Raw genomic sequence first — 23,997 nt, forward strand, 5'->3', positions numbered from 1 at the left:
GGCCAGTGACTCGGCCGAAATTCGACAGCCGCTCTTCCTCCTCCCGCCATGATCCCGACGATCTGGACGATACCGATTTCGCGGATGACGACACCGGCGCCTGGCGGCAACCGGTCGATGATCGTCCGTGGCACGGCCTCGATCCGATAGACGACCTCCCGCCCGATCGCTGGTCGGGCCGCGACAGCGGACCGGATTACGGCCGCGATTACGGCGCCAGCTCTCCCCCTCCTGTCATGCCGCCGGCGGCCAAGTCGCGCAGCCGGCGCTGGCGCTGGGCCGGGCGGATTTCCGCCGGTGGCCTGCTGCTGCTGTTCCTGCTGATCGGCTGGCTGGCGATCACCGCGCCGCTGTCCAAATCGCTTGAACCGATCGTGCCGCCGCAGATCACCCTGCTGGCGGCGGATGGCACGCCCATCGCCCGCAATGGCGCGATCGTCGATACGCCGGTCAAGGTGGCCGAACTGCCGCCGCATGTGGCCGAAGCCTTTCTGGCGATCGAGGATCGGCGGTTCTATTCGCACTGGGGCGTCGATCCACGCGGCATCGCCCGGGCGGTCTGGGCCAATATGACCGGCGGCCGGCCACAGGGCGGCAGCACGATTACCCAGCAGCTGGCCAAATTCACCTTCCTCAGCTCCGAACGCAGCCTGACGCGCAAGGCGCGGGAGGCGCTGATCGCCTTCTGGCTGGAAGCCTGGCTGACCAAGGATGAGATCCTCGAACGCTATCTCTCCAACGCCTATTTCGGGGACAATGTGTATGGGCTGCGCGCCGCATCCATGCATTATTTCTTCCGCCAGCCGGAAAATCTGAAGCCGGAACAGGCCGCGATGCTGGCCGGGCTGATGCAGGCCCCATCTGCGCTTGCCCCCACCCGCCATTTCGAACGCGCCAAGAAGCGGATGAAGCTGGTGATCGGGGCCATGGTCGATGCCGGCTATCTGACAGAGGCGGAAGCGGCTGCCCTGCCAATCCCGCGCGTGGATTCGCGCACCCGCCGCAATCTGCCCACCGGCACCTATTTCGCCGACTGGGCCCTGCCGGAGGCGCGGCGACTGGGGGAGGGGGGCTATGCCAGCCAGACGCTGACGACCACGCTCGATTCCCGGCTGCAGAACATCGCCCGCCGTGTGGTCGATCGCGCGCGGCTGGGCGGGGCGCAGGCGGCGCTGGTGGCGATGCGCCCCAATGGTGAAGTGGTCGCCATGGTCGGCGGCACCGATTACGCCAAATCCCCCTTCAACCGCGTGACCCAGGCCCAGCGTCAGCCGGGATCGACCTTCAAGCTGTTCGTCTATCTGGCCGCGATCGAATCCGGCCTGACGCCGCAGGACCGGATCAGCAATGCAGAAATCACCGAAGGCGAATACCGCCCGCGCAATTCGGGTGGCCGCTATTCGGAAAGCCTGACCCTGGAAGAGGCGTTTGCCCAGTCGAGCAATGTCGCCGCCGTGCGCCTGCTGCAGCAGGTCGGCGGCGATGAGGTGGTCGGCGCCGCCCGCGAACTGGGGCTGAAGGGGGCGATGGATGCCGATGATCCCAGCCTGGCACTGGGCACCTCCACCATGACGCTGATGGAACTGACCGCCGCCTATGCCGGGATCGCCGGCAACAGCTTCCCCGTGGTGCCGCGCGCCTTCAAGGCGCCCGAAGCCGGCTGGTTCGACTGGCTGTGGGGGGATCAGAGCAGCCTGTCCTCGCGCGAACACGAAGCGATGGAAACCCTGCTGCGCAGCGCCGTGAACAAGGGCACCGGTCGCGCCGCGATCCTGACCGGGCCGAATTTCGGCAAGACCGGCACCACGCAGGACAGCCGCGATGCGCTGTTCGTCGGCTATGCTGGCGATCTGGTGGTGGGCGTGTGGATCGGCAATGACGACAATTCGCCGCTCAAGGGCGTGTCCGGCGGCGGCCTGCCAGCGCAGATCTGGCGCGATTTCATGCAGCAGGCGACCGGCCAGCCGGCCCGCCCCGTGCGCCAGCGGCCAACCCCGGCCCCGGATCCGAGCGGACCGGTGCAGCCGCAGGATGTGCCAACGCTCGACAATATCCCGCTCGGCGATGACCGCAGCCGCCTCAGCATCGACGGGCAGGGCGCCACGATCAGCACCGAAGTGCAGGGCGTGCCGGTCGGCGTGCGGATGGATGGCCAGGGTGTGCGGCTGGAGCTGCCGCCCATGGGCGGATCATCCCCGGCGCCTGCTCAGCAGGGGCCTTGAGCAATTTCTAAGCAGGTGGAATCACCTGCTGACTCGGAAATTGCGGTAAACAAAAGAAAATAGAGCGGCGATCCGATGCAATCGGATCGCCGCTCTAATCGCAATTCCGGCTGTCAGTCGTCGGGATAGATGGCAGCCAGGAAATAGAGCCCGTCCGGCGGGGCATTGTGCCCCAATTGCTGCCGGTCGCGCGCGGCCAGCGCCTGCGCCACCTGCTCCTCGCGCCAGCGCCCCAGCCCGACCATGGCCAGCGTGCCCACCATGGACCGCACCTGATGGTGCAGGAAACTGCGCGCATCGGCCTCCACGATCACCATCTCCCCCTCGCGCCGCACATCCAGCCGGTCGAGCGATTTGACCGGGTCGGCCGCCTGGCAATGGGCCGAACGGAAGGTGGTGAAATCATGATGCCCGACCAGATGCTGCGCCGCGCGGTGCATCGCCTTGGCATCCAGCGGCCGCGTCACCAGCCACTCGCGCCCCCGGGTCAGCGTCAGCGGCGCCCGGCGATTGCGGATCAGATAGCGATAGCGCCGCCCCACGCAGGAAAACCGCGCATGCCAATCATCCGCCACCACCTCACACGCGGTCACCGCCACGGGATCGGGCCGCAGCTTGGCATTGAGCCCTTCCATCAGGCGGAACGGATCGAACAGCTTCTCCAGATCGAAATGGCTGCGCATGGCCAGCGCATGCACCCCGCTGTCGGTCCGCCCGGCACTGTGCAGGATCACTTGTTCCCCGGTAATGGCCAGGGCGGCGTCTTCCACCGCCTGCTGCACGCTGGGGCCATGATCCTGCCGCTGCAACCCCATGAAGGGGCCGCCGTCGAATTCGATGGTAAGGGCAAAGCGGGTCATCGTGCGCTCCCTGAACCGACGGCGAGTTTTGGACAAGAGGGCAGGCTGATCAGCGCGCCATCAGCCCAAGCCGTCACCTCTCAATCCCGTCATGCTGGACTTGATTCAGCATCCATGTGTGGTTCTGCACGGAGCAAGCAGCCGACGCGCCTCACAAGCCGCCGAGTGCGCGCCCAAATCGCAGCCACCGCGCCAGCCGCGCAATGGATTCCGGATCAAGTCCGGAATGACGAGGGAAGCGGCGGGTGCGACCACCGCTTACCGCAACACCGTCCCCACCGGCACCGGCTTCCCGCGCAGGAAATCCGCTGCGCTCATCGCCGGCTTGCCCGCCCGCTGCAGCATCACCGGGCGTAGCGAGGCGTCGCCGCAGGCAATGGTGAAATCCGCGTCCAGCACCGTGCCCGGCGCGCCATTGACGCCGATCACATGCGCGCGCAGCAGCTTTATCCGCTCGCCATCCAATTCGAACCAGGATCCGGGGAAGGGGGCAAAGGCGCGGGTTTCGCGTTCCAGCAGCTCGGCCGGCTTGTGCCAGTCCAGCCGGGTTTCGCCCTTGTCGATCTTGGCCGCATAATTGGCCTCCCGCTCTTCCTGCGGCTCGGGGCGCAGATGATTCACATCAGCCAGCGTATCGACCATCAGCTTCGCGCCCATGTCCGCCAGCACTTCATGCAGTTCGCCGCTGGTGCGGTCTTCCACCTGCAACCGCGCGCGCGCCAGCATCGGGCCGGTGTCCAGCCCCTGTTCCATCTGCATGATGGTGATGCCCGTCACCGGATCGCCGGACAGGATCGACCGCTGGATCGGCGCCGCCCCGCGCCAGCGCGGCAGCAGCGATGCATGCACATTGAAACAGCCCAGCCGGGGCGCCTGCAGCACGGGCAGTGGCAGGATCAGCCCATAGGCGACCACCACGGCGGCATCGGCCTCCAGCGCCAGGAAATCGGCCTGCGCCTCTGCATCGCGCAGGCTGGCGGGGTGGCGCACCATCAGCCCCAGTCCCTCGGCCGCGCGGTGCACGGGGGTGGGCTGCAATTGCTTGCCCCGGCCGGCGCGGCGCGGCGGCTGCGAATAGACCGCGATGATCTCATGCCCGGCCGCATGCAGCGCGCGCAGCGTCGGCACGGAAAAATCGGGCGTGCCCATGAAGATGATGCGCATGTCCCGCCCTTTCTATCTCTCGCAACTGGCCCTATCTGGCGCAGCATGGCATCGCAAGAGATCGAAGCGCTCAGCGCGGCATTGGCCCGGCTTCCCGGATTGGGCCCGCGTTCGGCCCGACGCGCGGTGCTGTGGCTGGTCAAGCGGCGCGAAACCGCGCTGGTGCAATTGCTCGATGCGCTGGCCGCCGTGCGCGAAACGCTGGTCGAATGCCAGACCTGCGGCAATGTCGATACGCAGAACCCCTGCGGCATCTGTGCCGATCCGCGGCGGGACCGGCGCCAGCTCTGCGTGGTGGAAGATGTCGCCGATCTCTGGGCGCTGGACCGCGCGCGGCTGTTCGCCGGGCAATATCACGTGCTTGGCGGGCGCCTGTCTGCGCTAGAAGGCGTCCGGCCCGAAGATCTGTCGATCCCTGCGCTGCTGGCCCGGGTGGAACAGGGCGGGGTGGATGAAGTGGTGCTGGCGATGAACGCCACGCTGGAAGGGCAGACCACCGCCCATTATCTGGCCGAACGGCTGGAGGCTTTCCCCGTGCGCATCACCCAGCTCGCTCATGGCCTGCCGGTCGGCGGGGAACTGGATTATCTCGACGAAGGGACGCTGGCCCAGGCCCTGCGTGCCCGTCGCCCGATCAGCTAGAGCCGCCGATCAACGGGACCGGTCTTCCATGATGGTTTCGGTGTGCAGCACGCATTTCCAGGCCGAACCATCACTCACCCAGGTGGTGGCATCCGCGCATGTCAGATCCATCGGTCTGCCATCCATGTCCCCTCGCTGGTTCACGGTGTAAGCGATCACCGCGGTGTCATCCTTGGGGAAGATCACCTGGATGGCGCTGAAGCTGAATGTCTCCAGGCTCCAATTGCCCTGTTCGGTCATCGCCTCATAGGCGGCCGGATCGATCAGCATCGATCCCTGCGGCCCGGTGATCAGGCATTCCTCGGCGATCAGCGCCTTGGCCGATGCCGCATCCTTGTCGACCATGGATTGCCAGAAGCGGGTTTCCAGATCGATGATCGTCTTGGACTGCTGGGCCATTGTCAGGCTCCTTTCCCAATGTGTCCGGATCTCGCGCCGGCCTGCCCGATCAACAAGGGTGTGGCCTGCCGGTTCCGCTCCGGCGCCGTCCTTGGGGCCGGGTGCAACAGCATCTTGCAGCGGGGGGGAGAGGCGCCTATTTCGCACCCATGGCCATTCATGAAATCCTCGAAGTGCCGGATGCCCGGCTCAAGACCGTGTCCAAGCCGGTTGTCGACTTCAACGACGAGCTCAAGGCGCTGGTCGCCGACATGTTCGACACGATGTATGCCGCCCATGGCATCGGGCTTGCCGCGATCCAGATCGGCATCCCCTTGCGCCTGCTGGTGATTGATCTGCAGCCGGAAGATCCCGATGCGGAACCCGAAGCCTGCCATGAACATGGCGGCCATCACCACACGCATCAGCCGACGAAGAAGGAACCACGGGTTTTCGTGAACCCCGAGATTCTGGATCCGAGCGAAGAGCAGATCACCTATCAGGAAGGTTGCCTCTCCGTGCCGGAGATATTTGCGGACGTCGACCGTCCCGGCCGCTGCCGCGTGCGCTGGCAGGATGTCGACGGCAATCTCCACGAAGAGGAAATGGAAGGCCTGATGGCCATCTGCATCCAGCATGAAATGGACCATCTCGAAGGGGTTCTGTTCATTGACCACCTCAGCCGGCTGAAGCGCAGCATGGCGCTCAAGAAGCTGGACAAGCTGCGCAAGGCAGCCTGACGGTTCCAAGGTAACCCGGACGCAAAAAGGGCGCGGAGCGATGGCTCCGCGCCCTTTTTGCTGAGACTGCCCCATCCGGTGAAGATGGGGCAGCGATCAGGCCATTACTGCTGCGGCCGGGGCGGGCGGGGGCCCAGGGCCGGGTCGAAGTCGAACACTTCGGCAAAGCGTGCGCGATCGTCGACCGCATCGGCCTCCTTGGTGCCGGCCGCGACATTGGCGCGTTCGGCGCGCGATGCGGTGATGTAGTCGCGCACCGCCTTGTTGCCTTCGTGGCAGGCGTATTCGAAGAATTCATAATCGTCGTCACGGGCCCATTCCAGACGCGCAGTCCAGGGCTGGGTGTAGACTTCGGGATCCGAATAGGTGACTTCATAGACGATCGAATTCTCGCCCGTGCGGGTGATCCGTTCGACCATCTTGGCCTGCGTGCTCATCGGAATGGTGTTGAACGGCGGCACCGCCTGGGTGGCCATGTTCAGCGGGGATGATGAGCGGGCATAGGCATCCTGCGACACGCTGTCGCCGGATTTGATATTGGTGGTTTCCACCACCAGCGTCTTGCCTTCCCAGCGGCCACGGCTGTTGCCCATCCAGCCTTCGACATTGCCGGGCCAGTGCGGCATGTCGCCGATCGGGATCACGCGCGTGCCCAGCATTTCCAGTGCCAGCACGACATAGCCGGGCGACTGGAAGATGCGGATGCCGTTGTTGTAGCGGAACGGGAACATCGATGCCGGGAAACCGCGCGAAATGCAGCGATCCCAGCTGTCGAAATCCGTCACCCAGTCATAATGCTGGCCCGGGACCCAGCCCGAACGACCGGCCTTGTACAGCTCTTCGCCCTTGGGAGTCAGCGGGGGCAGGCGGCCATTGGCCGGGCTGACCAGCATCGATGTGCGATGGCCGAAATCCGAATCGCGCACCCAGGCGGTCAGACCTTCGGTGCCCGGCGCGCTGACGCCTTCGCCTTCGCCGAAATTGCCATCCTGGCGCTGGGCGAATTCCAGCCGGCGGGCGAATTCTTCATCGGTCACATAGACGCGATTGCCATAGGCTTCCGGCCGTTCGAACACGATCTTGATATTGTTGATATATTCGATCTGCCAGGTCGCGCTGAGGTCGTAATCGCCCCATGCGGTCTTTTCCGGCGTGTAATCGGTCGGCACCGGCGGCAGTTGCGTCAGATCGGCCGGACGTTCCTGCGCCATGGCGCCGGCCGGCAGCAGGGCCAATGTGGCAGCGGCGGCAATGGCCGCAATGGCAGAGGTAAGCTGCCGCGAATGGATGCGTAAAGCCGTCTGGCGTTTCATGCCCTTCAATCTCCCCAGAGCTGTTCGTCCGGCCTTCTCAGGGGCCGGGTCTCGCCGCGACCTTAGTTTCCAAGGGGCATGTTTTGCAAGCAATGTTGACTCTGCCCAAATGGAAAATGAACCGCGGCGCAGGGTGCCCAAACGAAAAAGGCCGCCCGGTGGGGCGGCCTTTCCGTGTTCACATCGATCCTGGCCCGCAGGCCGGGATCAGCCGATCAGAACAGACCTTCGATCTGGCCATTGTCGTCCAGATAGATGTTTTCCGCGCTCGGGATCTTGGGCAGGCCCGGCATGGTCATGATTTCACCGCAGATCGCGACGACGAAGCCGGCACCGGCCGACAGGCGTACTTCGCGAATGGCGATTTCATGGCCTTCCGGCGCGCCCAGCTGCGTGGGATCGGTGGAGAAGCTGTACTGAGTCTTCGCCATGCAGACCGGGAAGTGGCCATAGCCCATCTCTTCCCACTGCTTCAGCTGGCTGCGAACCGATGCCGGGATGGCGACATTGGCTGCACGGTAGATTTCGGTCGCGATCGTGGTGATCTTGTCCGCCAGGCCCATTTCCGAAGGATAGAGCGGCTTGAAATCGGGTGCGCCGGCATCGGCCTTGGCGGCAACGATCTTGGCCAGTTCTTCCGCGCCGGCGCTGCCGTCGGCCCAGTGCTTGCAGATCACGGCATCGGCGCCGAACGATTCTGCCATTTCCTTGATCACGGCCAGTTCTTCATCGGTGTCGAGGTAGAAGTGGTTGATCGCGATGGTCGGGGTCACGCCGAACTTCTTCACGTTTTCGATGTGGCGCTTCAGATTGACCGAACCCTTGCGGACGGCGTCCACATTCGGTTCGCCCAGATCCTTCTTGGCCACGCCGCCGTTCATCTTCAGCGCGCGCACGGTAGCAACCAGCACGACGGCGTCGGGCGTGAAGCCGGCAGCGCGGCACTTGATGTCCATGAACTTTTCAGCGCCCAGATCGGCGCCGAAGCCGGCTTCGGTCACCACGTAATCGGCCATCTTCAGCGCGGTGCTGGTGGCGATCACGGAGTTGCAGCCATGGGCGATGTTGGCGAAGGGACCGCCGTGCAGGAAGGCCGGGTTGTTTTCCAGCGTCTGCACCAGGTTCGGCAGGATGGCATCCTTCAGCAGCACGGTCATCGCGCTGTCGGCCTTCACGTCGCGGCAGAAGACCGGGGTCTTGTCGCGGCGGTAACCGATGATGATGTCGCCCATGCGCTTCTGCAGATCGGCCAGGTCGGTGGCCAGGCACAGGATCGCCATGATTTCCGAAGCAACGGTGATGTCGAAACCGGTTTCACGCGGGAAGCCGTTGGACACGCCGCCCAGCGGGCCCACGATCTGGCGCAGCGCGCGATCGTTCATGTCCAGCACCCGGCGCCAGGTGACGCGGCGCAGATCGATTTCGAGCGTGTTGCCCCAATAGATGTGGTTGTCGATCATCGCGCTCAGCAGGTTGTGCGCGCTGGTGATGGCGTGGAAGTCACCCGTGAAGTGCAGGTTGATTTCATCCATCGGCATGACCTGGCTCTTGCCGCCGCCGGCGCCGCCGCCCTTGACGCCGAAGCACGGGCCAAGGCTGGGTTCGCGCAGGCACAGCAGTGCCTTCTTGCCGATGCGGTGCAGGGCGTCAGACAGACCGACCGAGGTCGTGGTCTTGCCTTCGCCGGCCGGAGTCGGGTTGATTGCGGTGACGAGGATCAGCTTGCCCTGCTTGTCGCCGGTCTGCAGCAGATCGCGGTCGATCTTGGCCTTGTACTTGCCATAGGGGATCAGCGCTTCGTCAGGAACGCCGGCATTCTTCGCGACGTCGGTGATCGGGATCAGCGTTGCCTGGCGGGCAATCTCGATATCAGTAGGCATAGATATCCTCTTCCGGTTGTGGCGTTCGCCCGGAGCCCCCGGGCGTAACGATCTGCTTTTTTCACAATTACGAAATTTTCGCAATCACGAATTGTAAGTAACCCATACAATTCTTTCGCCGTGATGCTCAAGCCTGATTCTTGCGCGCGTGTGACACAGGGAAGGGGATTGTTTCGCCACTGCCCTTGTGCGCTTTCCGCCGTACAGATACGTTCGCTCTTCGTTCCGGATCTGGAGATGTGCCTTGGACCTCGTGCTGCCCACCCTGTTGATCGTCGCGCTGGCGGCGGTCTGCCTCGCGATAGGATGGTTCCTCGGCGGCCGGCCGTTGGCGGAACTGCGCAACCGCCTGGCGGCTGCGGAGGGGGAGGCCAAGACCCACGCCGAACGCGTGGTGCGCATGGCGCCCGAACTCGCAACCATGAGCGAACGGGCTGAACGCGCTGACCGGCTTGCCGCCGCGCTTGATCAGTCGCGCGAAGAATTGACGACGCTGAAGGCGCAGGCCGCCGGCTTTGCCGAACAGAAGCGCCTGCTCGAAGAATCGCGCGCCAATCTGCTCAAGGAATTCGAAAACACCGGCTCGGCCGTGCTCGCCCGCGCGCAGGATGCCTTCCTCGCCCGCGCCAATGAACGCTTCGGCGTGGCGGAACGCGCGTCGGAGGAAAAACTGCGCTCCCTGCTCGAACCGGTCGGCGCGCGGCTGAAAAGCTATGAGGATCAGGTCGCCGATCTCGAACGCAAGCGGGTCGATGCCTTCGGCCAGCTCACCGGCCTGATCCAGTCCATGCGCGAAGGGCAGGAAGCGGTCCGCACCGAAGCGATGAGGCTGGGCAGCGCGCTCACCAATGCGCCCAAGGCGCGCGGGCGCTGGGGCGAACAGCAGCTGCGCAATCTGCTGGAGGCTTGCGGACTGTCGCAGCATACCGATTTCTTTCTCGAACAATCGATCAACACCGAAGAAGGCCGGCTGCGCCCCGATGCGATCGTGCGCATTCCCGGCGGCAAGGTGCTGGTGATCGATGCCAAGGTCTCGCTGGTCGCCTATCAGCAGGCCTTCGCTGCCGATACGGAGGAAGGGCGCGCGGCGGCGATGGCCGACCATGTCCGCTCGATGAAGAACCATGTGCAGCAGCTGGGGGCCAAGAGTTACCAGAGCCAGTTCGAGGATGCGCCCGATTATGTGGTGATGTTCGTGCCGGGCGAACATTTCGTCGCCGCCGCGCTCGAACACGATCCCGGCCTGTGGGATTTCGCTTTCGAACGCCGGGTGCTGCTGGCCACGCCCACCAATCTGATCGCCATCGCCCGCACCGTGGCGCAGGTCTGGCGCCAGGATGCGCTGGCGCAGGAAGCGCGCGCGATCGGATCTCTGGCCAGTGAAATTTATAACCGAATTGCGACTGCAGGAGACCATTTGAAGAAGGTAGGGGCTGGCCTCGATTCCGCCGTGAAGCACTACAACAATTTTGTGGGCAGCTATGAACGCAATGTGTTGTCTTCTGCCCGTAAATTGCGTGATAAGGGTATTGAGATTGGCAAGCGCGAAGCGGACGAGGTTCAGCAAGTGGAAAGCGTACCACGCTACACCATCGCTGATGTTCCGGCAGAAGAATTGCGGCTGCCTGGAGCTCATGATGCGGCGAGGGTGAAGGAACGGGAATGAAGACAATCTGGCCGGGCGCATTGGTTCTTGCATTGGCTGCCTGCAGCCAGGCTGACGCCCCGTCGGACAAGATCGAGGCCGTCGCCACCAGCATGGTGGAGGAAGCGACCGGCGCCGCCCCCGTTGTCGCCGAGCCGGGCCCCTACGCCCCGCGCAATGATTGCCAGCAGGTGAAGGGTGCGGATCTGTTCCTGCAACAGCTGTCCGCCGCCGTGAAGGCGCGCGACGCCGAAGTGGTCGCCACCCTGGCCGCCGAAGATGTGAAACTGGATTTCGGCGGCGGCAGCGGCCGCGCCGAACTGCGCAGCCGCCTCGCCACCACCGACGCCCCGCTGTGGGGCGTGCTGGACGAACTGCTGACCCTGGGCTGCGCCTCCAACCGCCAGAGCGGCATCACGCTGCCCTGGTATTTCGAACAGGAAATCCCCGGCGATCCCTTCAACACCATGATCGTCACCGGCGAAGCCATCCCGCTGCTCCCCAATGCCGACGGCACCGGAACCCCGACCGCGCAGCTCTCCTGGGAAGCGGTGACGCTGGTCAACGGCCTCTCGCCGGAGGCGGCGTTGCAGCAGGTCAAGCACGGCAAGGACACCGGCTACATCGCCACCGACAAGCTGCGCAGCATCGTCGACTACCGCCTCTTCGCCTCCAGCCGCAACGGCACCTGGCGGATCACGAGTTTTGTTGCCGGGGATTGAGCGGAGGCGAAAAATGGATGAAGGCGAATTTACTGATAAATGCAGAGAAAAGCTGAATGTCCTAATAAAGACGTTTGAGACGGAGATTATCTCGGAGAAAATCATACTTATCGACGATGGAAATCCTTGCTATTGGGCAAATGTAAGATTCCATGAAAGTGAAGCAAATTACATATCTACCTGCTTCGATTCACCGTTCGGATTGGTTGCTCATATGGATATGAGCAAATCTGCGCCTGCTTAACCGATGCGAAGTATATCTTGGGCAATTTCTAAGCAGATAAAATCAACTGCTAATTTGGAAATAGCGGCAAAAAACCTGTCATCAAATTTCCGATTTTCGAACGTGCAGTTTACCGCCGGCCATGTTTAGCGATGCTGTAACCAGACGGTTGGCCGACGGATCGCGAACTTCAATCGTGCGCTTCTGGTGAACGAGCGCGCCAATATCCTGGCCCTGGGCATGATCCAGCGCCTCGTTCAGCCCCTGCATGATGCTCTCATGGACGCTCATTCCCGCTCCCCGTCAGTTTGACCAATGCCTTCCCGGCACTTACCATTCTTCAAACGACAGTTCGCCAAAATTGCGGTGATCCAGCCCTTCCGCAAACGCCGTCTGGATCAATCCATCGACCTCCCCGACAGTCACCATCCGGCCATAGGATCCCCGCTTCTCCGGAACCGGAAAATCCAACCAGACAATCGGCAGGTCCCTCGCATCCTCGACATGATCAGGGATGCCGGCATCATAGTAGAACTGGATCGTTCGGTCCTGATCGTCGATCAGCCCGAAAAAATGCCCCTGCACCCCATGAACATCGTCGGACCAGATCAGCCGCGCTTCGGCCAGGCTGACCTCTTTCGCCTCGCTCGACGCCACTCCACGGTCCCCGTCGTCCCAATATGCGCGCATCGGTCCATCCTCGATCATGTCTGATGCAGTGATGTTAACGGTGGCTGGCACGGCTGCAAGTGACGGAGCAAGGCAGGGTAATCAACCCAATCGCCTCACCCCTCCAGCGCCGCCAGCACCTCATACCCCAGCACCGCGCCGGCCACCGCCGCGTTCAGGCTGTCGGCCCGTCCGCGCATCGGCATGGTCACGCGCAAATCGCAGGCGTCTTCATACTCCTGCGGCAACCCGCGCGATTCATTGCCCACCATCACGAAGCAGGGCGCGGCATAGGGCGCCTGGCGATAGGGCAGGGCATCGCGCAGGGAAGCTGCCACCAATTGCCCCGATCCGCCGCGCAGCCATTCCAGGAATTCGGGCCAGTTCGCCTGCGCCACGCTCTGGGTGAAGATCGCCCCCATGCTGGCGCGCACCGCCTCTACCGAAAACGGATCGGCGCAATCGTCGATCAGGATCAGCCCGCCCGCACCGATCGCATCGCCGGTGCGCAGCATCGTGCCCAGATTGCCGGGATCGCGCAGCGCCTGCGCCACCAGCCAGATCGGCGCGCGATCGCGCTGCAGGCTGGTGATCCCGGTGTCGAACTCGGCGAACACCCCGGCCACGGCCTGCGGATTGTCCTTGCCGGTGATCTTGCCCAGAATGTCGGGCGTGGTTTCCACCACCTCGCCCCCCGCCTCCAGCACATCGGCTTCCAGCGTGTTGAGCAGCGGGTGGGCATCGCGGCCCAGCGCCATCACCAGCATTTCGGGCAGGCGGCCGCTCTCGCGCGCATCGGTCAGCAGGCGCAGCCCTTCGGCCAGGAACTTGCCTTCCCGCTTGCGGTGCTTCTTCTCGCGCAGGGATCGCAGATATTTGACGGTGGGATTGGAAAACCCGGTAATTTCGCGCCGCATCAGCGTTCAGTCTTCACCGAAGCCATCTTCCACCAGCGCCACCAGCTCGCCCAGCCGCTGTTCGGCCGCTTCCCCGCTGACCGCCAGTTCGATGGTGTCGCCCTTGGCCGCGCCCAGCATCATCAGGCCCAGGATGGACCCGCCGGAGGCATTGTGGCCATCCTTCGAAACGCGCACCTGGCTGCCTTCCATGGCGGCGACGGCGTTGACGAATTTGGCGCTGGCACGGGCGTGGAGGCCGCGTTTGTTGACAATCAATACTTCGCGGCTGAACTCTCCCACGCCGCATCTCCCTGCATTATGCCACCTGGCCGAGGAATTCGGAGGCGATCGTGATATAGGTGCGCCCCGCATCGCGCGCGGCGGAGGCGGCGGCATGCAGCGCCATGTCCTTGCGCGCGCCGGCCAGCCGGATCAGCATCGGCAGATTGATCCCGGCGATCACCTCGGTGCGCCCGGCTTCCAGCAGCGATATCGCCAGATTGGACGGGGTGCCGCCGAACAGATCGGTCAGCAGGATCACGCCCGAACCGGAATCCACGCGGATGATGGCGCTGGCGATTTCATTGCGCCGCGCTTCCATATCGTCATGCGGCCCGATGCAGACCGTGGCGACATCGGGCTGTTCGCCCACGACATGTTCCATCGCCTGCACGAATTCATCGGCCAGGCGGCCATGGGTAACAAGGATCAATCCGATCATGCGTGCCTGATCTCGTCCGTCAGTAAGCCACAGCCGCCGAATCCGGCGCAGCGGGAACGCTGGTGTTGCAAGTCATGGTTGTTGCGGCCCTTCAATCATTTCGGCAGCACGAGACCCCAGATTGCGGTGCAGAACAGTGGGCGAAAACCCGGCGTCGCGCAAGGCCCCGGCGATATGTTCCGCCATGAACACCGAACGATGTCTCCCCCCGGTACAGCCAAATGCGATGTGGACATAGCTTTTCCCCTGCACGGCATAGCGCGGCAGCAGCTCCGTCAGCAGCTCGGTAATCCGCTGGCTAGTGCTGGCAAAGGCCGGATCCTGCCGGATATATTCGCCGACTCCGGCGTCCAGCCCGGTCTGCGGGCGCAGATCGGCGTCCCAGTGCGGATTGTTGAGGAAACGCATGTCGAACACCAGATCGGCCACCGGCGGCATCCCGCGGGCAAAACCGAAGCTGGATACCGTCACCGTCATTTCCTGCGGCGCGCCCGTGGCGAACAGCTCGCGGATGCGCGCCTGCAGATCATTGGTGGAAAAATGCGTGGTATCCACCAGCATGTCGGCCCAGCGCCGCAGCGGGGACAGCAGCTCGCGTTCGGCCGCAATGCCGGTCGCGGCGGGCAGATCCTGCGCCAGATAATGCCGCCGGCGCGTTTCGTTGAACCGGCGTTCCAGCTCGGTCCCGGCGCAATCGATGAACAGCGTGGTCACCACCACATTGTCGCGCGCGCCCAGCTTCTTCACCCGTTCGATCACATCGGCCGGATCGAAGCCCCGCGTGCGGCAGTCGAACCCGATCGCCAGCGGCGGCCCGGCGGTGTCGGTATCGATCAGCCGGCCGAGCAGGCGGATGGGGAAATTGTCGATCGCTTCCCAGCCCAGATCTTCCAACTCGCGCAGCACCGTGGATTTCCCGGCACCGAGCATGCCGGTGACAAGGAGGATACGCTGGCGGTCATCCGGCGGAATGTTGTCCATGGCGTGCATGTGCCCGCAGCCCGGGGAAAAGGGAAGGGGGGCCAATGCCTGCCGGCGCGCGCCGCGCTGCCTGCGCTGCTGCTTGGCGCTCAGGTGATACCGTGCAGCCACAGCGCCTGCTCGGCCCGCAGGGGCAGAACGGGGCTGTCGGGCCACAGGCGAATCAGCGGGATCACGCAGCCGAATCGCTCCGCCTGTTCGGCCTGTTCGACAAAGCGCGGGGCAGCGGGATCCAGCACGATGATCAGGCTGACGGGCGCGCTCGCCGTGGGAAAACGCACCAGCCCGACATTGCGCACCTCCAGCAGCCCGGCAATGTTGGGCGGCGGGGATGCGATCAGCCGCGTTTCCACGCCCGGCATGTCCAGCGGAGCCAGGCGCACCCCGTCATCCCCCACCAGCCGCGCCCCGCGATCGATCAGCGCCAGCGCCAGGCTCGATTTGCCGCAGCCCGGCGGCCCTTCGATCAGCACCGCCCGTGCAGGCCCGCCGTTCGCCCCACCGTTTGCCCCACGGTTTGCCATGCCATAACCAACCGCCACGCAACTGGCTTGGTGCAGGAAGCTCACGGTTTCGCTCATGCGGCGGGCAGGGCCAGCACCAGGCAGGCGCCCTCGCCAGTCGGCGGATCCTCCACCGTCAGCGTCCCGAAATGCGCCTCGGCAATGGTCCGCGCAATCGCCAGGCCCAGGCCGCTGTGATTGCCGAAATCCTCCGCCACCGGCCGTTCGGAATGGAACCGGTCGAACACTTTTTCGCGCAGATGCTCGGGGATGCCGGGCCCCTGATCGCTGATCGCCGCGCGCACCTGATCGCCATCATGCGTCAGCGACACGGTGATCCGCCCCCCCGGCGGAGAGAACGACACGGCATTGTCGAGCAGGTTTTCGATCACCCGTTCCAGCCGGATCGGCACGCCGGAAATCAGCAGCGCACGCGAATCCCGCTCGATCACCACCTCGCGCCCGGCATCCTGCGCCCGGTTGGCGCGCGCGCGGGCGACATTTTCCACCAGCGTGCCCAGGTCCAACACTTCGAAGGTCGCCCGGCTCAGCTCGGCATCGATCCGGCTGGCCTCGGCAATTTCCGTCACCAGCCGGTCGATCCGCCGCACATCATGCGTCGCCACATCCATCAGCTGCGCCCGCAGATCGGGGTCGTCCACCCGGGGCAGGAACTCCAGCGCGCTGCGCAGCGATGCCAGCGGGTTCTTGATCTCATGCGCCACATCGGCGGCGAACATTTCCACCGAATCGATCCGCTGCCGCAGGGCATTGGTCATGTCGGATACCGCGCGCGCCAGCACGCCGATCTCGTCGCGCCGCTCGGCCATGCGCGGCACCTCCACCTCCCGTTCGCGGCCGGCGCGCACGCGCACGGCGGCGCGGCCCAGCCGGCGCAGCGGGTCGATGATCGTGCGCGCCAGATAGAGCGAGAGGATGATCGACAGCGTCATCGCCACGGCAAACACCGCCAGCATCGATGTGCGCGCATCGCGCACCGCCTGGGTCACGTCGGTGGCATTGCGGGTGGTCAGCAGGCTCGCCCCATGCAGCCCCACGGGCGCGGCGGCGGTGATCACCGGCGTCCGGTCCGGCGCCACGCGCAATTCGATCTGCGTCAGCCCCTGGTCGCGCGTGCGCAGCACTTCGGGCCAGGCATTGGCGCTCAGATCGGCCGGTTCGAAATAATCGGGCGCGCTGGGGGAACCCACCACGAAATCCACCACCCGATCGAGCCAGCGGGCGAAATCCTGCGGCCAGGGCGCCGCCACCGGATCGCCGAAGGTGAAGGATGGCGGCGCCAGCGCGAAACTGTCGGCCTGCAGCTGGCCATTGGCGTCATAGATGCGCAGTCGCATCCGCTGTTCCTTGCCGATCTGGATCAGCAGCGCATTCTGCCGCGCCCGGCTGGCCCCGGCCAGCGCCTCGGCCGTGATCTGTGCCTCGATCCGCGCCAGCTTGAACCGCTCGTCCAGCAATTGCCGGCGATAGGAATCCAGGAACAGCAGGCTCCCCGCCAGCAACAGCAGCGGCAGCAGGTTCAGCGCCAGGATTCGGGTGGTCAGCGATGATCCGGGCGGGCGGGTCAGCAACCGCCGCCGCCAGCCCTGCTCGCCAGGGCTGTCAGCCATCAGAGAAGCTGTATCCCGCGCCATAGAGCGTTTCGATCGCGCCGAAGGTGGAATCGACCGCGCGGAACTTGCGCCGCAGCCGCTTGATATGGCTGTCCACCGTCCGATCATCGACGAAGATATCGTCGGGATAGGCCGCATCCATCAACTGATTGCGGCTCTTGATCACCCCAGGCCGCTGCGCCAGCGCTTCCAGGATCAGGAACTCCGTCACCGTCAGCGACACGGGCTTGCCGTCCCAGGTCACCCGATGGCGCGCCGGGTCCATCTCCATCCGGCCGCGCGTGATCAGCGGCGCATCGGGCGCGGGGGGCGGGGCATCGGTATCGCCGCCCGGTTCGGGCACCGGGCCGGTCCGGCGCAGGATCGCGCGAATACGGGCGAGCAGCAGCCGCTGGCTGAAGGGTTTGGCGATGTAATCATCCGCCCCCATGGCCAGCCCGGCCTCCTCATCCTGTTCCTGGTCCTTGCTGGTCAGGAAGATCACCGGCAAATCGGATGTCTCGCGCAGCCGGCGCAGCAGCTCCATCCCGTCCATGCGTGGCATCTTGATGTCGAACACCGCCAGATCGGGCGGATTTTCCGTCAGCGCCTTCAGCGCGGCCTCGCCATCGGAATAGACGCGCGTGGCATAACCTTCGGTCTGCAGCGCGATGGACAGGGTGGTCAGGATATTGCGATCATCATCCACCAGCGCAACGCTGCGCGGGCGGATGGCGGTGGAAGGCGTGCTTTCGGTCATTGCGGCTATCGTAGCGTGGGTGCGGGCGAAAACGAGTAGGAAAAGCAAAGATTATCGACATCCGCACCCCGTCGCAACAGATCGGCTGGCAGGGTGGGCTCGCGCGCGGGATTTGTTCTCAATTTCAGTAAAATTGTACTGAAAAAGATGGATTTGCTGCAACTTGCATAGAAGTTCGGCATGGATGGCGACACAAATTGACGGGAAGGGGCCTGCGGACTATGCGCAAGGCACTAGGCTGCCCAATCCTGAAGCGGTCACAGCCGGTATCGAGTCTTCACATCGTTGCCGAACTGTTAGGAGAATATTGCCGGTGACTTCGCCTTCCGTTTCCCTGGCCGATCAGGGCATCAGCACCGCCGCGGAAATCCGCGCGAACCTCGGCACGGCCGCGCTCGTCGAAGAAGCGATCCGCAACGGCGAAGGCCGCATGGCCAAGTACGGCCCGCTGGTCGTCGAAACCGGCAAGCACACCGGCCGCAGCGCGAAGGACAAGTTCATTGTCCGTGACGCGGAAACCGAAAGCACCGTCTGGTGGGGCAAGGTCAACGTGCCGATGACCCCGGAACATTTCGCCAATCTGAAGGCCGATTTCATGGCCGCGCTGGCGGACAAGGATCGCCTCTATGTCGCCGATCTGTTCGGCGGTTCGCAGCCGGAATACCGCGCCAATGTGCGCGTGATCAATGAACTGGCGTGGCACAATCTTTTCATCCGCACCTTGCTGGTGCGCCCGACGGCCGAAGAACTCACCAGCTTCACCCCCGAATACACCATTATCGATCTGCCCAGCTTCCAGGCCGATCCGGAACGCCACGGCAGCCGTTCGGAAACCGTGGTCGCGGTCAATTTCTCCGAAAAGCTGATCCTGATCGGCGGCACCAAATATGCCGGTGAGATGAAGAAGAGCGTGTTCGGCATCCTCAACTATCTGCTGCCGACCAAGGGCGTCATGCCCATGCATTGCTCGGCCAATATCGGCGCCGATGGCAAGAGCGCGGTGTTCTTCGGCCTGTCCGGCACCGGCAAGACCACGCTGTCCGCCGACGCCAGCCGCACGCTGATCGGGGACGATGAACATGGCTGGTCGGATACCGCCGTGTTCAACTTCGAAGGCGGCTGCTACGCCAAGATGATCCGCCTTTCGGAAGAGGCTGAGCCGGAAATCTACGCCACCACCCGCAAGTTCGGCACCGTGCTCGAAAATGTGGTGATGGATGATGTCACCCGCGAACTCGATCTGGATGACAACTCGCTGGCCGAAAACAGCCGCGGTGCCTATCCGATCGAATTCATCCCCAACTGCTCGGAAGAAAACCTCGGCCCGGTGCCGGCCAATGTGATCATGCTGACGGCCGATGCGTTCGGCATTCTGCCTCCGATCGCGCGCCTCACCCCGGATCAGGCGATGTACCACTTCCTGTCGGGCTACACCGCCAAGGTCGCCGGCACCGAAATCGGCGTCACCGAACCCGAAGCGACCTTCTCCACCTGCTTCGGCGCGCCCTTCATGCCGCGTCACCCCTCGGTCTATGGCAATCTGCTGAAGGAACGCATCGCCAAGGGCGGCGTGTCCTGCTGGCTGGTCAACACCGGCTGGACGGGCGGCAAATACGGCACCGGCAACCGCATGCCGATCAAGGCCACCCGCGCGCTGCTCAACGCCGCGCTCGACGGCTCGCTCAACAACGCCGAATTCCGCACCGATCCCAACTTCGGCTTCGAAGTGCCGGTGGCCGTGCCGGGCGTGGACAGCGGCATCCTCGATCCGCGCTCGACCTGGGCGGACAAGGATGAATTCGACCGCACCGCGCAGAAGCTGATGCAGCTGTTCATCGACAACTTCGCCCAGTTCGAAGAACATGTCGACGAAGGCGTCCGCCGCGCTGCCCCGCAGCCGGCCTGATGGAATGACAAGGGCGGCCTGAAGCGATTTCCAAGCAGGTGCAACCACCTGCTGACTCGGAAATCGCGGCAAACAAGAGAAAATAGAGCGGCGATCCGATGCAATCGGATCGCCGCTCTATTGGCCGCCCTTTCTTTATGCGGTTCCGGCACTGGGGCCGGGTTGACGCGTTGGTTTGGTGAATCTGTTACAGGGAGAGTGCGCGATGAGCTTGTTCGACGGAATTCTGAAGAATCTGGCCGGTTCACCCGATGACGTGACCAATCTGGCCGCCAAGGTCGGCATCGAACCCGCCCTGGCGGAAAAGGCCATCGCCGCGCTGAGCAAGGCGCATCAGGCCCAGGGCGACACGGTGGAACTGGCCTCGGCCCAGACCGGCCTCGACACCGGCGTGCTCAACCAGATCGTGCAGCACATCGGCGGCGAAGGCTCGCTGATGGAATTCGCCCGCATGCTCGACGCCGATGGCGACGGCAACCCGCTGAACGACATTGCCGGCATGGCCGGCAAGCTGTTCGGCAAGAAGTAAGAGTTCCAGCCCTGCTGGACGGCAAAAGGCCCGCTCTTCCTTTGGGGAAGGGCGGGCCTTTTGCGTCCGAACCCTCCCTCCGCCAAAATCCTCCCCCAGCTCGCTGGGGGAGGGGGACCGCCCGGAACGGGCGGTGGAGGGGCCGCGCGAAGCGCGGATCGCCTTGACCAACGCCGGATCGGATTCCGAAGGCGACGCACAGGCCGCGTCTGGCGCTGTCCAGCCGAACGCGTGCTTCAACCAGCGGGCCGAACAATCCGCGCATCGCTATTGTCATCCCCTCGGCCGGCGCGCCATAGAGCAATTTCTAGGCAGGTGGAATCACCTGCAGGCTCGGAAATTGCGGCAAACAAAAGAAAATGGAGCGGCTATCCGATGCAATCGGATCGGAACACGCTCTGGACGGCAGGGTTTGTTCGGGTGGGGTAGCGTGACGGAAAACGGCAATGTGCATGGCGCGGCTGCGCCTGGCTATCGTCCCGATATCGATGGATTGCGCGCGATCGCGGTGGCGGGCGTGGTTATCTATCACGCGTTTCCCTGGGCTGTTCCGTCCGGATTTGTCGGGGTCGACATCTTCTTTGCGATCTCCGGCTATCTGATCGGCGGGATCATTCATCGCGAAGTCCGCGCATCGCGCTTCTCCTTCGTCGAATTCTACACGCGCCGCGCGCGGCGCATCCTGCCGGCGCTGTTGTTCCTGATCCTGGTCGTATGCCTGTTGGGCCTGGTCCTGTTCAACGCGCGGGAACTGACCCGGCTGGGGCGAGAGGCGCTGTTTGCGATATTTGGCGTAGGAAATCTGCACTATTGGCAATCGGCGGGCTATTTTCAGGACAATACCGCCCGCCACACGCTGTTGATGACCTGGTCGCTGGGCGTGGAAGAACAATTCTATGTCGTCTTCCCGTTCGTGATGCTGCTGCTGGCGCGGTTGCGGGCGAGCATGGCGATCGGGGCGATGGTGGCGCTGTCCGCCTTTTCCTTCGCGCTGTCGATCCTGGCGGTGTTCGAGGCACCGGTATCGGCATTCTATCTGTTGCCGCCACGCGCGTGGGAGATGGGCGCAGGGGCGGCGCTCGCGATGCTGCATGCGGAGCGGGCAGGAGCGCCGGGGTCGGGGCAGGCGCCAGGGCGAGCGCTGGCGATCGATATCGCCAGTGTCGCGGGGCTGGTCGCCATGGTCGCCGCCATGTTCCTGTTCGATCATGACACGCTGTTTCCCGGATTTGCCGCGCTGTTGCCGGTGGGCGCCGCCGTGCTGTTGCTGCACAGTCCGCATGGCGTGGCCAACCGGATGCTGGGTTGGGCGCCGCTGCGCTTCGTCGGGCTGGTCTCCTATTCCTGGTATCTTTGGCATTGGCCGTTGATGGCCATGGTGCGGGTGTCGTCCGACTACCCGCCCTCATTCGGCGTGATGCTGGGCGTGGTGGGGCTCAGTTTCGGGCTGGCGGTGCTGTCGTGGCGCTTTGTCGAACAACCTTTCCGCAAGCCGGGGGGCAATTCCCGCACAGTGCTGCTGCGCTACGCCGCCGCGATGGCGGTCTGCGGTCTGTTGCCGCTGTCGTTCATGGTCACACGCGGATTGCCGATGCGGCTGCCCGAAGCGGCGCAGACGGTGGTGGCACAGCGGACCTCGCCCTGCTTGCGAATGTTCGAATCGAGCGCGCCGGTGGGGGGAAAATGCGCGCCTGCCGGGGCGCGGGTGGCGCTGTTGGGGGACAGCCATGCCGCCGCGCTGGAGCCGGGGCTGGTCGCCTATCTGGCGCGCCAGGACGCCGGCCTGCTGCGGGTGGAGAAGGCGGCCTGCCCGCCGCTGTCCGGCTTTACCTCCCGCGATGCGACGCGGTTGAGCCAGGCGGCCTATTGCGGAGCCTTCATCAAAACCACGGTCGCGCGGCTGGCGCGCGATCCCACGATCGAAACGGTGGTCATCGCCGGTTCCTGGCCCAGCCGGGAGGAAAATGGCCGCTTCCACCGGTTCGACAACGGCGTGATCGGCGCGCAGGTTACATCGGAACAGGCCGTGCGGGAGGGGCTGACGCGGCTGATCGACCAGCTGCACGCCGCGGGCAAGACGGTCGTGCTGGTCGGAGATATTCCCCGGTTCGATTTCGACCCGTATCAGCACGCGGTGATCGGCACCTTGCCGCTGCGCCATGCGCTGGCCCAGGCGGTCGGCGGGCCACGGCACAATGCGCCGGATTTCCAGCAAGAGAGCGATCTGGACCCGGCATATGAGCCGACCGCGATGCTGGTGCGGAACATCGCGCGATCGCGGCCGCAGGTGCGCTATCTCGAGGTGCGGGCGCAATTCTGCCAAGAGGGACAATGCCGCTTCATGCGCGATGGCCGGCCCTGGTTCGCCGACAAGCATCATCTGTCCACGCAAGGCGCCATGGCGATCGAATGGGATGCAGTGCTCGGCGGAGCGGAGCAGTAAGTCGGATTGAGCCTCTCGGGCAAATCATGACCGGGTCCGGACCTGCCCAGTCCGCGCTCCCCAACCCGCCAAAATCCTCCCCCAGCTCGCTGGGGGAGGGGAACCGCCCGGAACGGGTGGTGGAGGGGCCGCGCGAAGCGCGGAGCAACCCTGCTTCCGATCGCGGAAAGACGGTCTCTTTGGGTTTAGTGTCCCCGGAACGGCCCAGCTGGGCGGCCTTTGGTATGGGTCCCGCTTCCCGTTTTGATGTGCGGCACCCTCATGTTTTAGAGGTGGCACGCCACGCGGCTAGATGATCAAGATGGACCGCAGGGTAAAAATTGGTGCAGAAATGTATAGTTATCTTTGGTGAGTATCCTCTTGGGGATTACTGTTAGTCCCCGCGTTGATAATTTGGAAGTCAATATATGCGAGCAATAGCGCTGATTGCTATATTACTTTCTTCATGCGGTATTTTTGAAAAAGATATTGGATATGCAAAGGTTGAAGAAAAGAGTGGGTTTTCTTATGCCGACCGCAGGGTGGGAGGACAAATTTGTAGATTGAGTGGTGGAGATGTAATTTTTAGGCGCAATGATTTTTTGAATCAAGCGGCCGGTCTCGCATCGTTTAAGGTAAGTGGTGATATATACTCTGATCAGTACATGTATTACGTAAAACCATTTGGGGAATTGGCTGAGTCTGAGTGTAATTTATACCCAAATCCTACCAGATATGCATATTGGGATAATGATGGGATGGTTAATTTGCTGGACGTTTCCTTTGGTTATAGTACTTTGACTAAATCCGTCGGAAATGAGCAAGAGATAAATAATGAAAAGGTGCTTCTTTCATATTGGAATTTATCTGAGCCCGGTGATGCAAGTGTAGAAGTTGATGGTGTGGTTTTGCCTCGCTCTGCTTGGAATCCTTAGAAAATATTTCGAAAGTTGGCTGTTTGGGCCGTTGTCTGGCGTGGTGCCTGATGGACAATCATGTTCACCTGATCCTCGTGCCGCAGGATGCAGGCGGATTGCGGACGGCTCTGGGGGAAGCGCACCGGCGCTACACGCGGCATGTCAATTTCCGCGAGGAGTGGCGTGGTTATTTGTTTCAGGGGCGGTTCGCCAGCTATCCGATGGAAGACGCGCATCTGATGACGGCGGTGCGAGCAAAATCCGGTTACGGCCGGGCTGGAGGATGAT

The 23,997-nt window shown here is 63.7% G+C and carries 24 protein-coding genes; 10 read left to right on the top strand and 14 right to left on the bottom strand.

Annotated elements, in window-relative coordinates:
• Positions 1 to 146 precede the first annotated feature (146 nt).
• Positions 147 to 2,222, top strand: coding sequence for a transglycosylase domain-containing protein (locus GRI97_RS10130; protein ID WP_407924103.1), 2,076 nt, complete (start codon positions 147 to 149; stop codon positions 2,220 to 2,222).
• Positions 2,223 to 2,335: 113 nt separating this feature from the next.
• Here GRI97_RS10130 and truA read toward each other — a convergent pair whose 3' ends face one another.
• Together truA and fmt are read right to left on the bottom strand one after the other, a co-directional pair.
• The gene (gene truA / locus GRI97_RS10135) at positions 2,336 to 3,082 is read right to left on the bottom strand and encodes a tRNA pseudouridine(38-40) synthase TruA (RefSeq protein ID WP_161391072.1); all 747 of its coding nucleotides are present in this window, start codon (positions 3,080 to 3,082) and stop codon (positions 2,336 to 2,338) included.
• Positions 3,083 to 3,340: 258 nt separating this feature from the next.
• The gene (gene fmt / locus GRI97_RS10140; protein ID WP_161391073.1) at positions 3,341 to 4,246 is read right to left on the bottom strand and encodes a methionyl-tRNA formyltransferase; all 906 of its coding nucleotides are present in this window, start codon (positions 4,244 to 4,246) and stop codon (positions 3,341 to 3,343) included.
• Between the two features lie 45 nt (positions 4,247 to 4,291).
• On the opposite strand from fmt, the gene recR reads away from it, so the two are divergent.
• Positions 4,292 to 4,888: a recombination mediator RecR gene (recR, locus tag GRI97_RS10145; protein ID WP_161391074.1), complete on the top strand. Its 597-nt coding sequence runs from the start codon at positions 4,292 to 4,294 to the stop codon at positions 4,886 to 4,888.
• Positions 4,889 to 4,897: 9 nt separating this feature from the next.
• On the opposite strand, the gene GRI97_RS10150 is transcribed toward recR, so the two are convergent.
• Positions 4,898 to 5,287 (bottom strand): nuclear transport factor 2 family protein, encoded by a 390-nt coding sequence (locus GRI97_RS10150; protein ID WP_161391075.1) that lies wholly within the window; start codon positions 5,285 to 5,287, stop codon positions 4,898 to 4,900.
• A gap of 149 nt (positions 5,288 to 5,436) precedes the next feature.
• Here GRI97_RS10150 and def point away from each other — a divergent pair, with 149 nt between their 5' ends.
• Positions 5,437 to 6,006, top strand: coding sequence for a peptide deformylase (def, locus tag GRI97_RS10155; protein WP_161391076.1), 570 nt, complete (start codon positions 5,437 to 5,439; stop codon positions 6,004 to 6,006).
• A gap of 104 nt (positions 6,007 to 6,110) precedes the next feature.
• On the opposite strand, the gene GRI97_RS10160 is transcribed toward def, so the two are convergent.
• The gene (locus GRI97_RS10160; protein ID WP_161391077.1) at positions 6,111 to 7,319 is read right to left on the bottom strand and encodes a hypothetical protein; all 1,209 of its coding nucleotides are present in this window, start codon (positions 7,317 to 7,319) and stop codon (positions 6,111 to 6,113) included.
• A 215-nt stretch (positions 7,320 to 7,534) separates the two neighbouring features.
• A complete protein-coding gene (locus tag GRI97_RS10165; protein ID WP_161391078.1) occupies positions 7,535 to 9,199 on the bottom strand; it encodes a formate--tetrahydrofolate ligase in 1,665 nt (554 codons plus the stop codon).
• Positions 9,200 to 9,443: 244 nt separating this feature from the next.
• Between GRI97_RS10165 and rmuC the strand changes: the two genes are divergently transcribed.
• Together rmuC and GRI97_RS10175 are read left to right on the top strand one after the other, a co-directional pair.
• Positions 9,444 to 10,865 (top strand): DNA recombination protein RmuC, encoded by a 1,422-nt coding sequence (gene rmuC / locus GRI97_RS10170; RefSeq protein ID WP_161391079.1) that lies wholly within the window; start codon positions 9,444 to 9,446, stop codon positions 10,863 to 10,865.
• A complete protein-coding gene (locus tag GRI97_RS10175; RefSeq protein WP_161391080.1) occupies positions 10,862 to 11,566 on the top strand; it encodes a hypothetical protein in 705 nt (234 codons plus the stop codon). The genes rmuC and GRI97_RS10175 overlap by 4 nt, the downstream gene beginning before the upstream one ends.
• A gap of 325 nt (positions 11,567 to 11,891) precedes the next feature.
• Here the strand turns inward: GRI97_RS10175 and GRI97_RS18410 are convergent, their stop codons facing one another.
• The 9 genes from GRI97_RS18410 to GRI97_RS10220 form a co-directional block, all read right to left on the bottom strand.
• Positions 11,892 to 12,080, bottom strand: a complete 189-nt coding sequence (locus tag GRI97_RS18410; protein WP_202392700.1) for a hypothetical protein — start codon at positions 12,078 to 12,080, stop codon at positions 11,892 to 11,894.
• Between the two features lie 39 nt (positions 12,081 to 12,119).
• On the bottom strand, positions 12,120 to 12,530 hold the full coding sequence (locus GRI97_RS10185) for a hypothetical protein (protein ID WP_161391081.1): 411 nt from the start codon (positions 12,528 to 12,530) through the stop codon (positions 12,120 to 12,122).
• Positions 12,531 to 12,574: 44 nt separating this feature from the next.
• The gene (locus GRI97_RS10190) at positions 12,575 to 13,375 is read right to left on the bottom strand and encodes a TrmH family RNA methyltransferase (RefSeq protein WP_161391082.1); all 801 of its coding nucleotides are present in this window, start codon (positions 13,373 to 13,375) and stop codon (positions 12,575 to 12,577) included.
• A 6-nt stretch (positions 13,376 to 13,381) separates the two neighbouring features.
• Complete coding sequence (locus tag GRI97_RS10195) at positions 13,382 to 13,657, bottom strand: HPr family phosphocarrier protein (protein ID WP_328598535.1); 276 nt, start codon at positions 13,655 to 13,657, stop codon at positions 13,382 to 13,384.
• Between the two features lie 16 nt (positions 13,658 to 13,673).
• On the bottom strand, positions 13,674 to 14,078 hold the full coding sequence (locus GRI97_RS10200; protein ID WP_161391084.1) for a PTS sugar transporter subunit IIA: 405 nt from the start codon (positions 14,076 to 14,078) through the stop codon (positions 13,674 to 13,676).
• Between the two features lie 72 nt (positions 14,079 to 14,150).
• Positions 14,151 to 15,059, bottom strand: a complete 909-nt coding sequence (rapZ, locus tag GRI97_RS10205; RefSeq protein ID WP_235917757.1) for an RNase adapter RapZ — start codon at positions 15,057 to 15,059, stop codon at positions 14,151 to 14,153.
• A gap of 89 nt (positions 15,060 to 15,148) precedes the next feature.
• Positions 15,149 to 15,640 (bottom strand): HPr kinase/phosphorylase, encoded by a 492-nt coding sequence (locus tag GRI97_RS10210; protein ID WP_377019507.1) that lies wholly within the window; start codon positions 15,638 to 15,640, stop codon positions 15,149 to 15,151.
• Positions 15,637 to 17,193 carry a sensor histidine kinase gene (locus GRI97_RS10215; RefSeq protein WP_235917758.1) on the bottom strand — a complete coding sequence of 519 codons (1,557 nt, stop codon included), beginning with the start codon at positions 17,191 to 17,193 and terminating at the stop codon, positions 15,637 to 15,639. The genes GRI97_RS10210 and GRI97_RS10215 overlap by 4 nt, the downstream gene beginning before the upstream one ends.
• Positions 17,186 to 17,935, bottom strand: coding sequence for a response regulator transcription factor (locus tag GRI97_RS10220; protein WP_161391087.1), 750 nt, complete (start codon positions 17,933 to 17,935; stop codon positions 17,186 to 17,188). The genes GRI97_RS10215 and GRI97_RS10220 overlap by 8 nt, the downstream gene beginning before the upstream one ends.
• A 313-nt stretch (positions 17,936 to 18,248) precedes the next feature.
• Between GRI97_RS10220 and GRI97_RS10225 the strand changes: the two genes are divergently transcribed.
• The 5 genes from GRI97_RS10225 (at position 18,249) to GRI97_RS10245 (ending at position 23,996) form a co-directional block, all read left to right on the top strand.
• Positions 18,249 to 19,841: a phosphoenolpyruvate carboxykinase gene (locus tag GRI97_RS10225; protein ID WP_377019504.1), complete on the top strand. Its 1,593-nt coding sequence runs from the start codon at positions 18,249 to 18,251 to the stop codon at positions 19,839 to 19,841.
• Positions 19,842 to 20,046: 205 nt separating this feature from the next.
• On the top strand, positions 20,047 to 20,370 hold the full coding sequence (locus GRI97_RS10230; protein ID WP_161391089.1) for a hypothetical protein: 324 nt from the start codon (positions 20,047 to 20,049) through the stop codon (positions 20,368 to 20,370).
• A gap of 430 nt (positions 20,371 to 20,800) precedes the next feature.
• A complete protein-coding gene (locus GRI97_RS10235; protein ID WP_161391090.1) occupies positions 20,801 to 22,813 on the top strand; it encodes an acyltransferase family protein in 2,013 nt (670 codons plus the stop codon).
• Between the two features lie 407 nt (positions 22,814 to 23,220).
• On the top strand, positions 23,221 to 23,727 hold the full coding sequence (locus GRI97_RS10240) for a hypothetical protein (RefSeq protein WP_161391091.1): 507 nt from the start codon (positions 23,221 to 23,223) through the stop codon (positions 23,725 to 23,727).
• The gene (locus tag GRI97_RS10245) at positions 23,715 to 23,996 is read left to right on the top strand and encodes a transposase (RefSeq protein WP_161391092.1); all 282 of its coding nucleotides are present in this window, start codon (positions 23,715 to 23,717) and stop codon (positions 23,994 to 23,996) included. Before GRI97_RS10240 ends, GRI97_RS10245 begins: the two co-directional genes overlap by 13 nt.
• Position 23,997: the final 1 nt, after the last annotated feature.

The organism is Croceibacterium xixiisoli, from assembly GCF_009827305.1.
GTDB classification, from domain to species: domain Bacteria; phylum Pseudomonadota; class Alphaproteobacteria; order Sphingomonadales; family Sphingomonadaceae; genus Croceibacterium_C; species Croceibacterium_C xixiisoli.

Bases quoted from the DNA above. Each gene is read 5' to 3' on its own strand.
- truA (WP_161391072.1), bottom strand. From the start codon at position 3,082: ATGACCCGCTTTGCCCTTACCATCGAATTCGACGGCGGCCCCTTCATG.
- fmt (WP_161391073.1), bottom strand. From the start codon at position 4,246: ATGCGCATCATCTTCATGGGCACGCCCGATTTTTCCGTGCCGACGCTG.
- recR (WP_161391074.1), top strand. From the start codon at position 4,292: ATGGCATCGCAAGAGATCGAAGCGCTCAGCGCGGCATTGGCCCGGCTT.
- GRI97_RS10150 (WP_161391075.1), bottom strand. From the start codon at position 5,287: ATGGCCCAGCAGTCCAAGACGATCATCGATCTGGAAACCCGCTTCTGG.
- def (WP_161391076.1), top strand. From the start codon at position 5,437: ATGGCCATTCATGAAATCCTCGAAGTGCCGGATGCCCGGCTCAAGACC.
- GRI97_RS10160 (WP_161391077.1), bottom strand. From the start codon at position 7,319: ATGAAACGCCAGACGGCTTTACGCATCCATTCGCGGCAGCTTACCTCT.
- GRI97_RS10165 (WP_161391078.1), bottom strand. From the start codon at position 9,199: ATGCCTACTGATATCGAGATTGCCCGCCAGGCAACGCTGATCCCGATC.
- GRI97_RS10175 (WP_161391080.1), top strand. From the start codon at position 10,862: ATGAAGACAATCTGGCCGGGCGCATTGGTTCTTGCATTGGCTGCCTGC.
- GRI97_RS18410 (WP_202392700.1), bottom strand. From the start codon at position 12,080: ATGAGCGTCCATGAGAGCATCATGCAGGGGCTGAACGAGGCGCTGGAT.
- GRI97_RS10190 (WP_161391082.1), bottom strand. From the start codon at position 13,375: ATGCGGCGCGAAATTACCGGGTTTTCCAATCCCACCGTCAAATATCTG.
- GRI97_RS10200 (WP_161391084.1), bottom strand. From the start codon at position 14,078: ATGATCGGATTGATCCTTGTTACCCATGGCCGCCTGGCCGATGAATTC.
- rapZ (WP_235917757.1), bottom strand. From the start codon at position 15,059: ATGGACAACATTCCGCCGGATGACCGCCAGCGTATCCTCCTTGTCACC.
- GRI97_RS10210 (WP_377019507.1), bottom strand. From the start codon at position 15,640: ATGAGCGAAACCGTGAGCTTCCTGCACCAAGCCAGTTGCGTGGCGGTT.
- GRI97_RS10215 (WP_235917758.1), bottom strand. From the start codon at position 17,193: ATGGCTGACAGCCCTGGCGAGCAGGGCTGGCGGCGGCGGTTGCTGACC.
- GRI97_RS10220 (WP_161391087.1), bottom strand. From the start codon at position 17,935: ATGACCGAAAGCACGCCTTCCACCGCCATCCGCCCGCGCAGCGTTGCG.
- GRI97_RS10230 (WP_161391089.1), top strand. From the start codon at position 20,047: ATGAGCTTGTTCGACGGAATTCTGAAGAATCTGGCCGGTTCACCCGAT.
- GRI97_RS10240 (WP_161391091.1), top strand. From the start codon at position 23,221: ATGCGAGCAATAGCGCTGATTGCTATATTACTTTCTTCATGCGGTATT.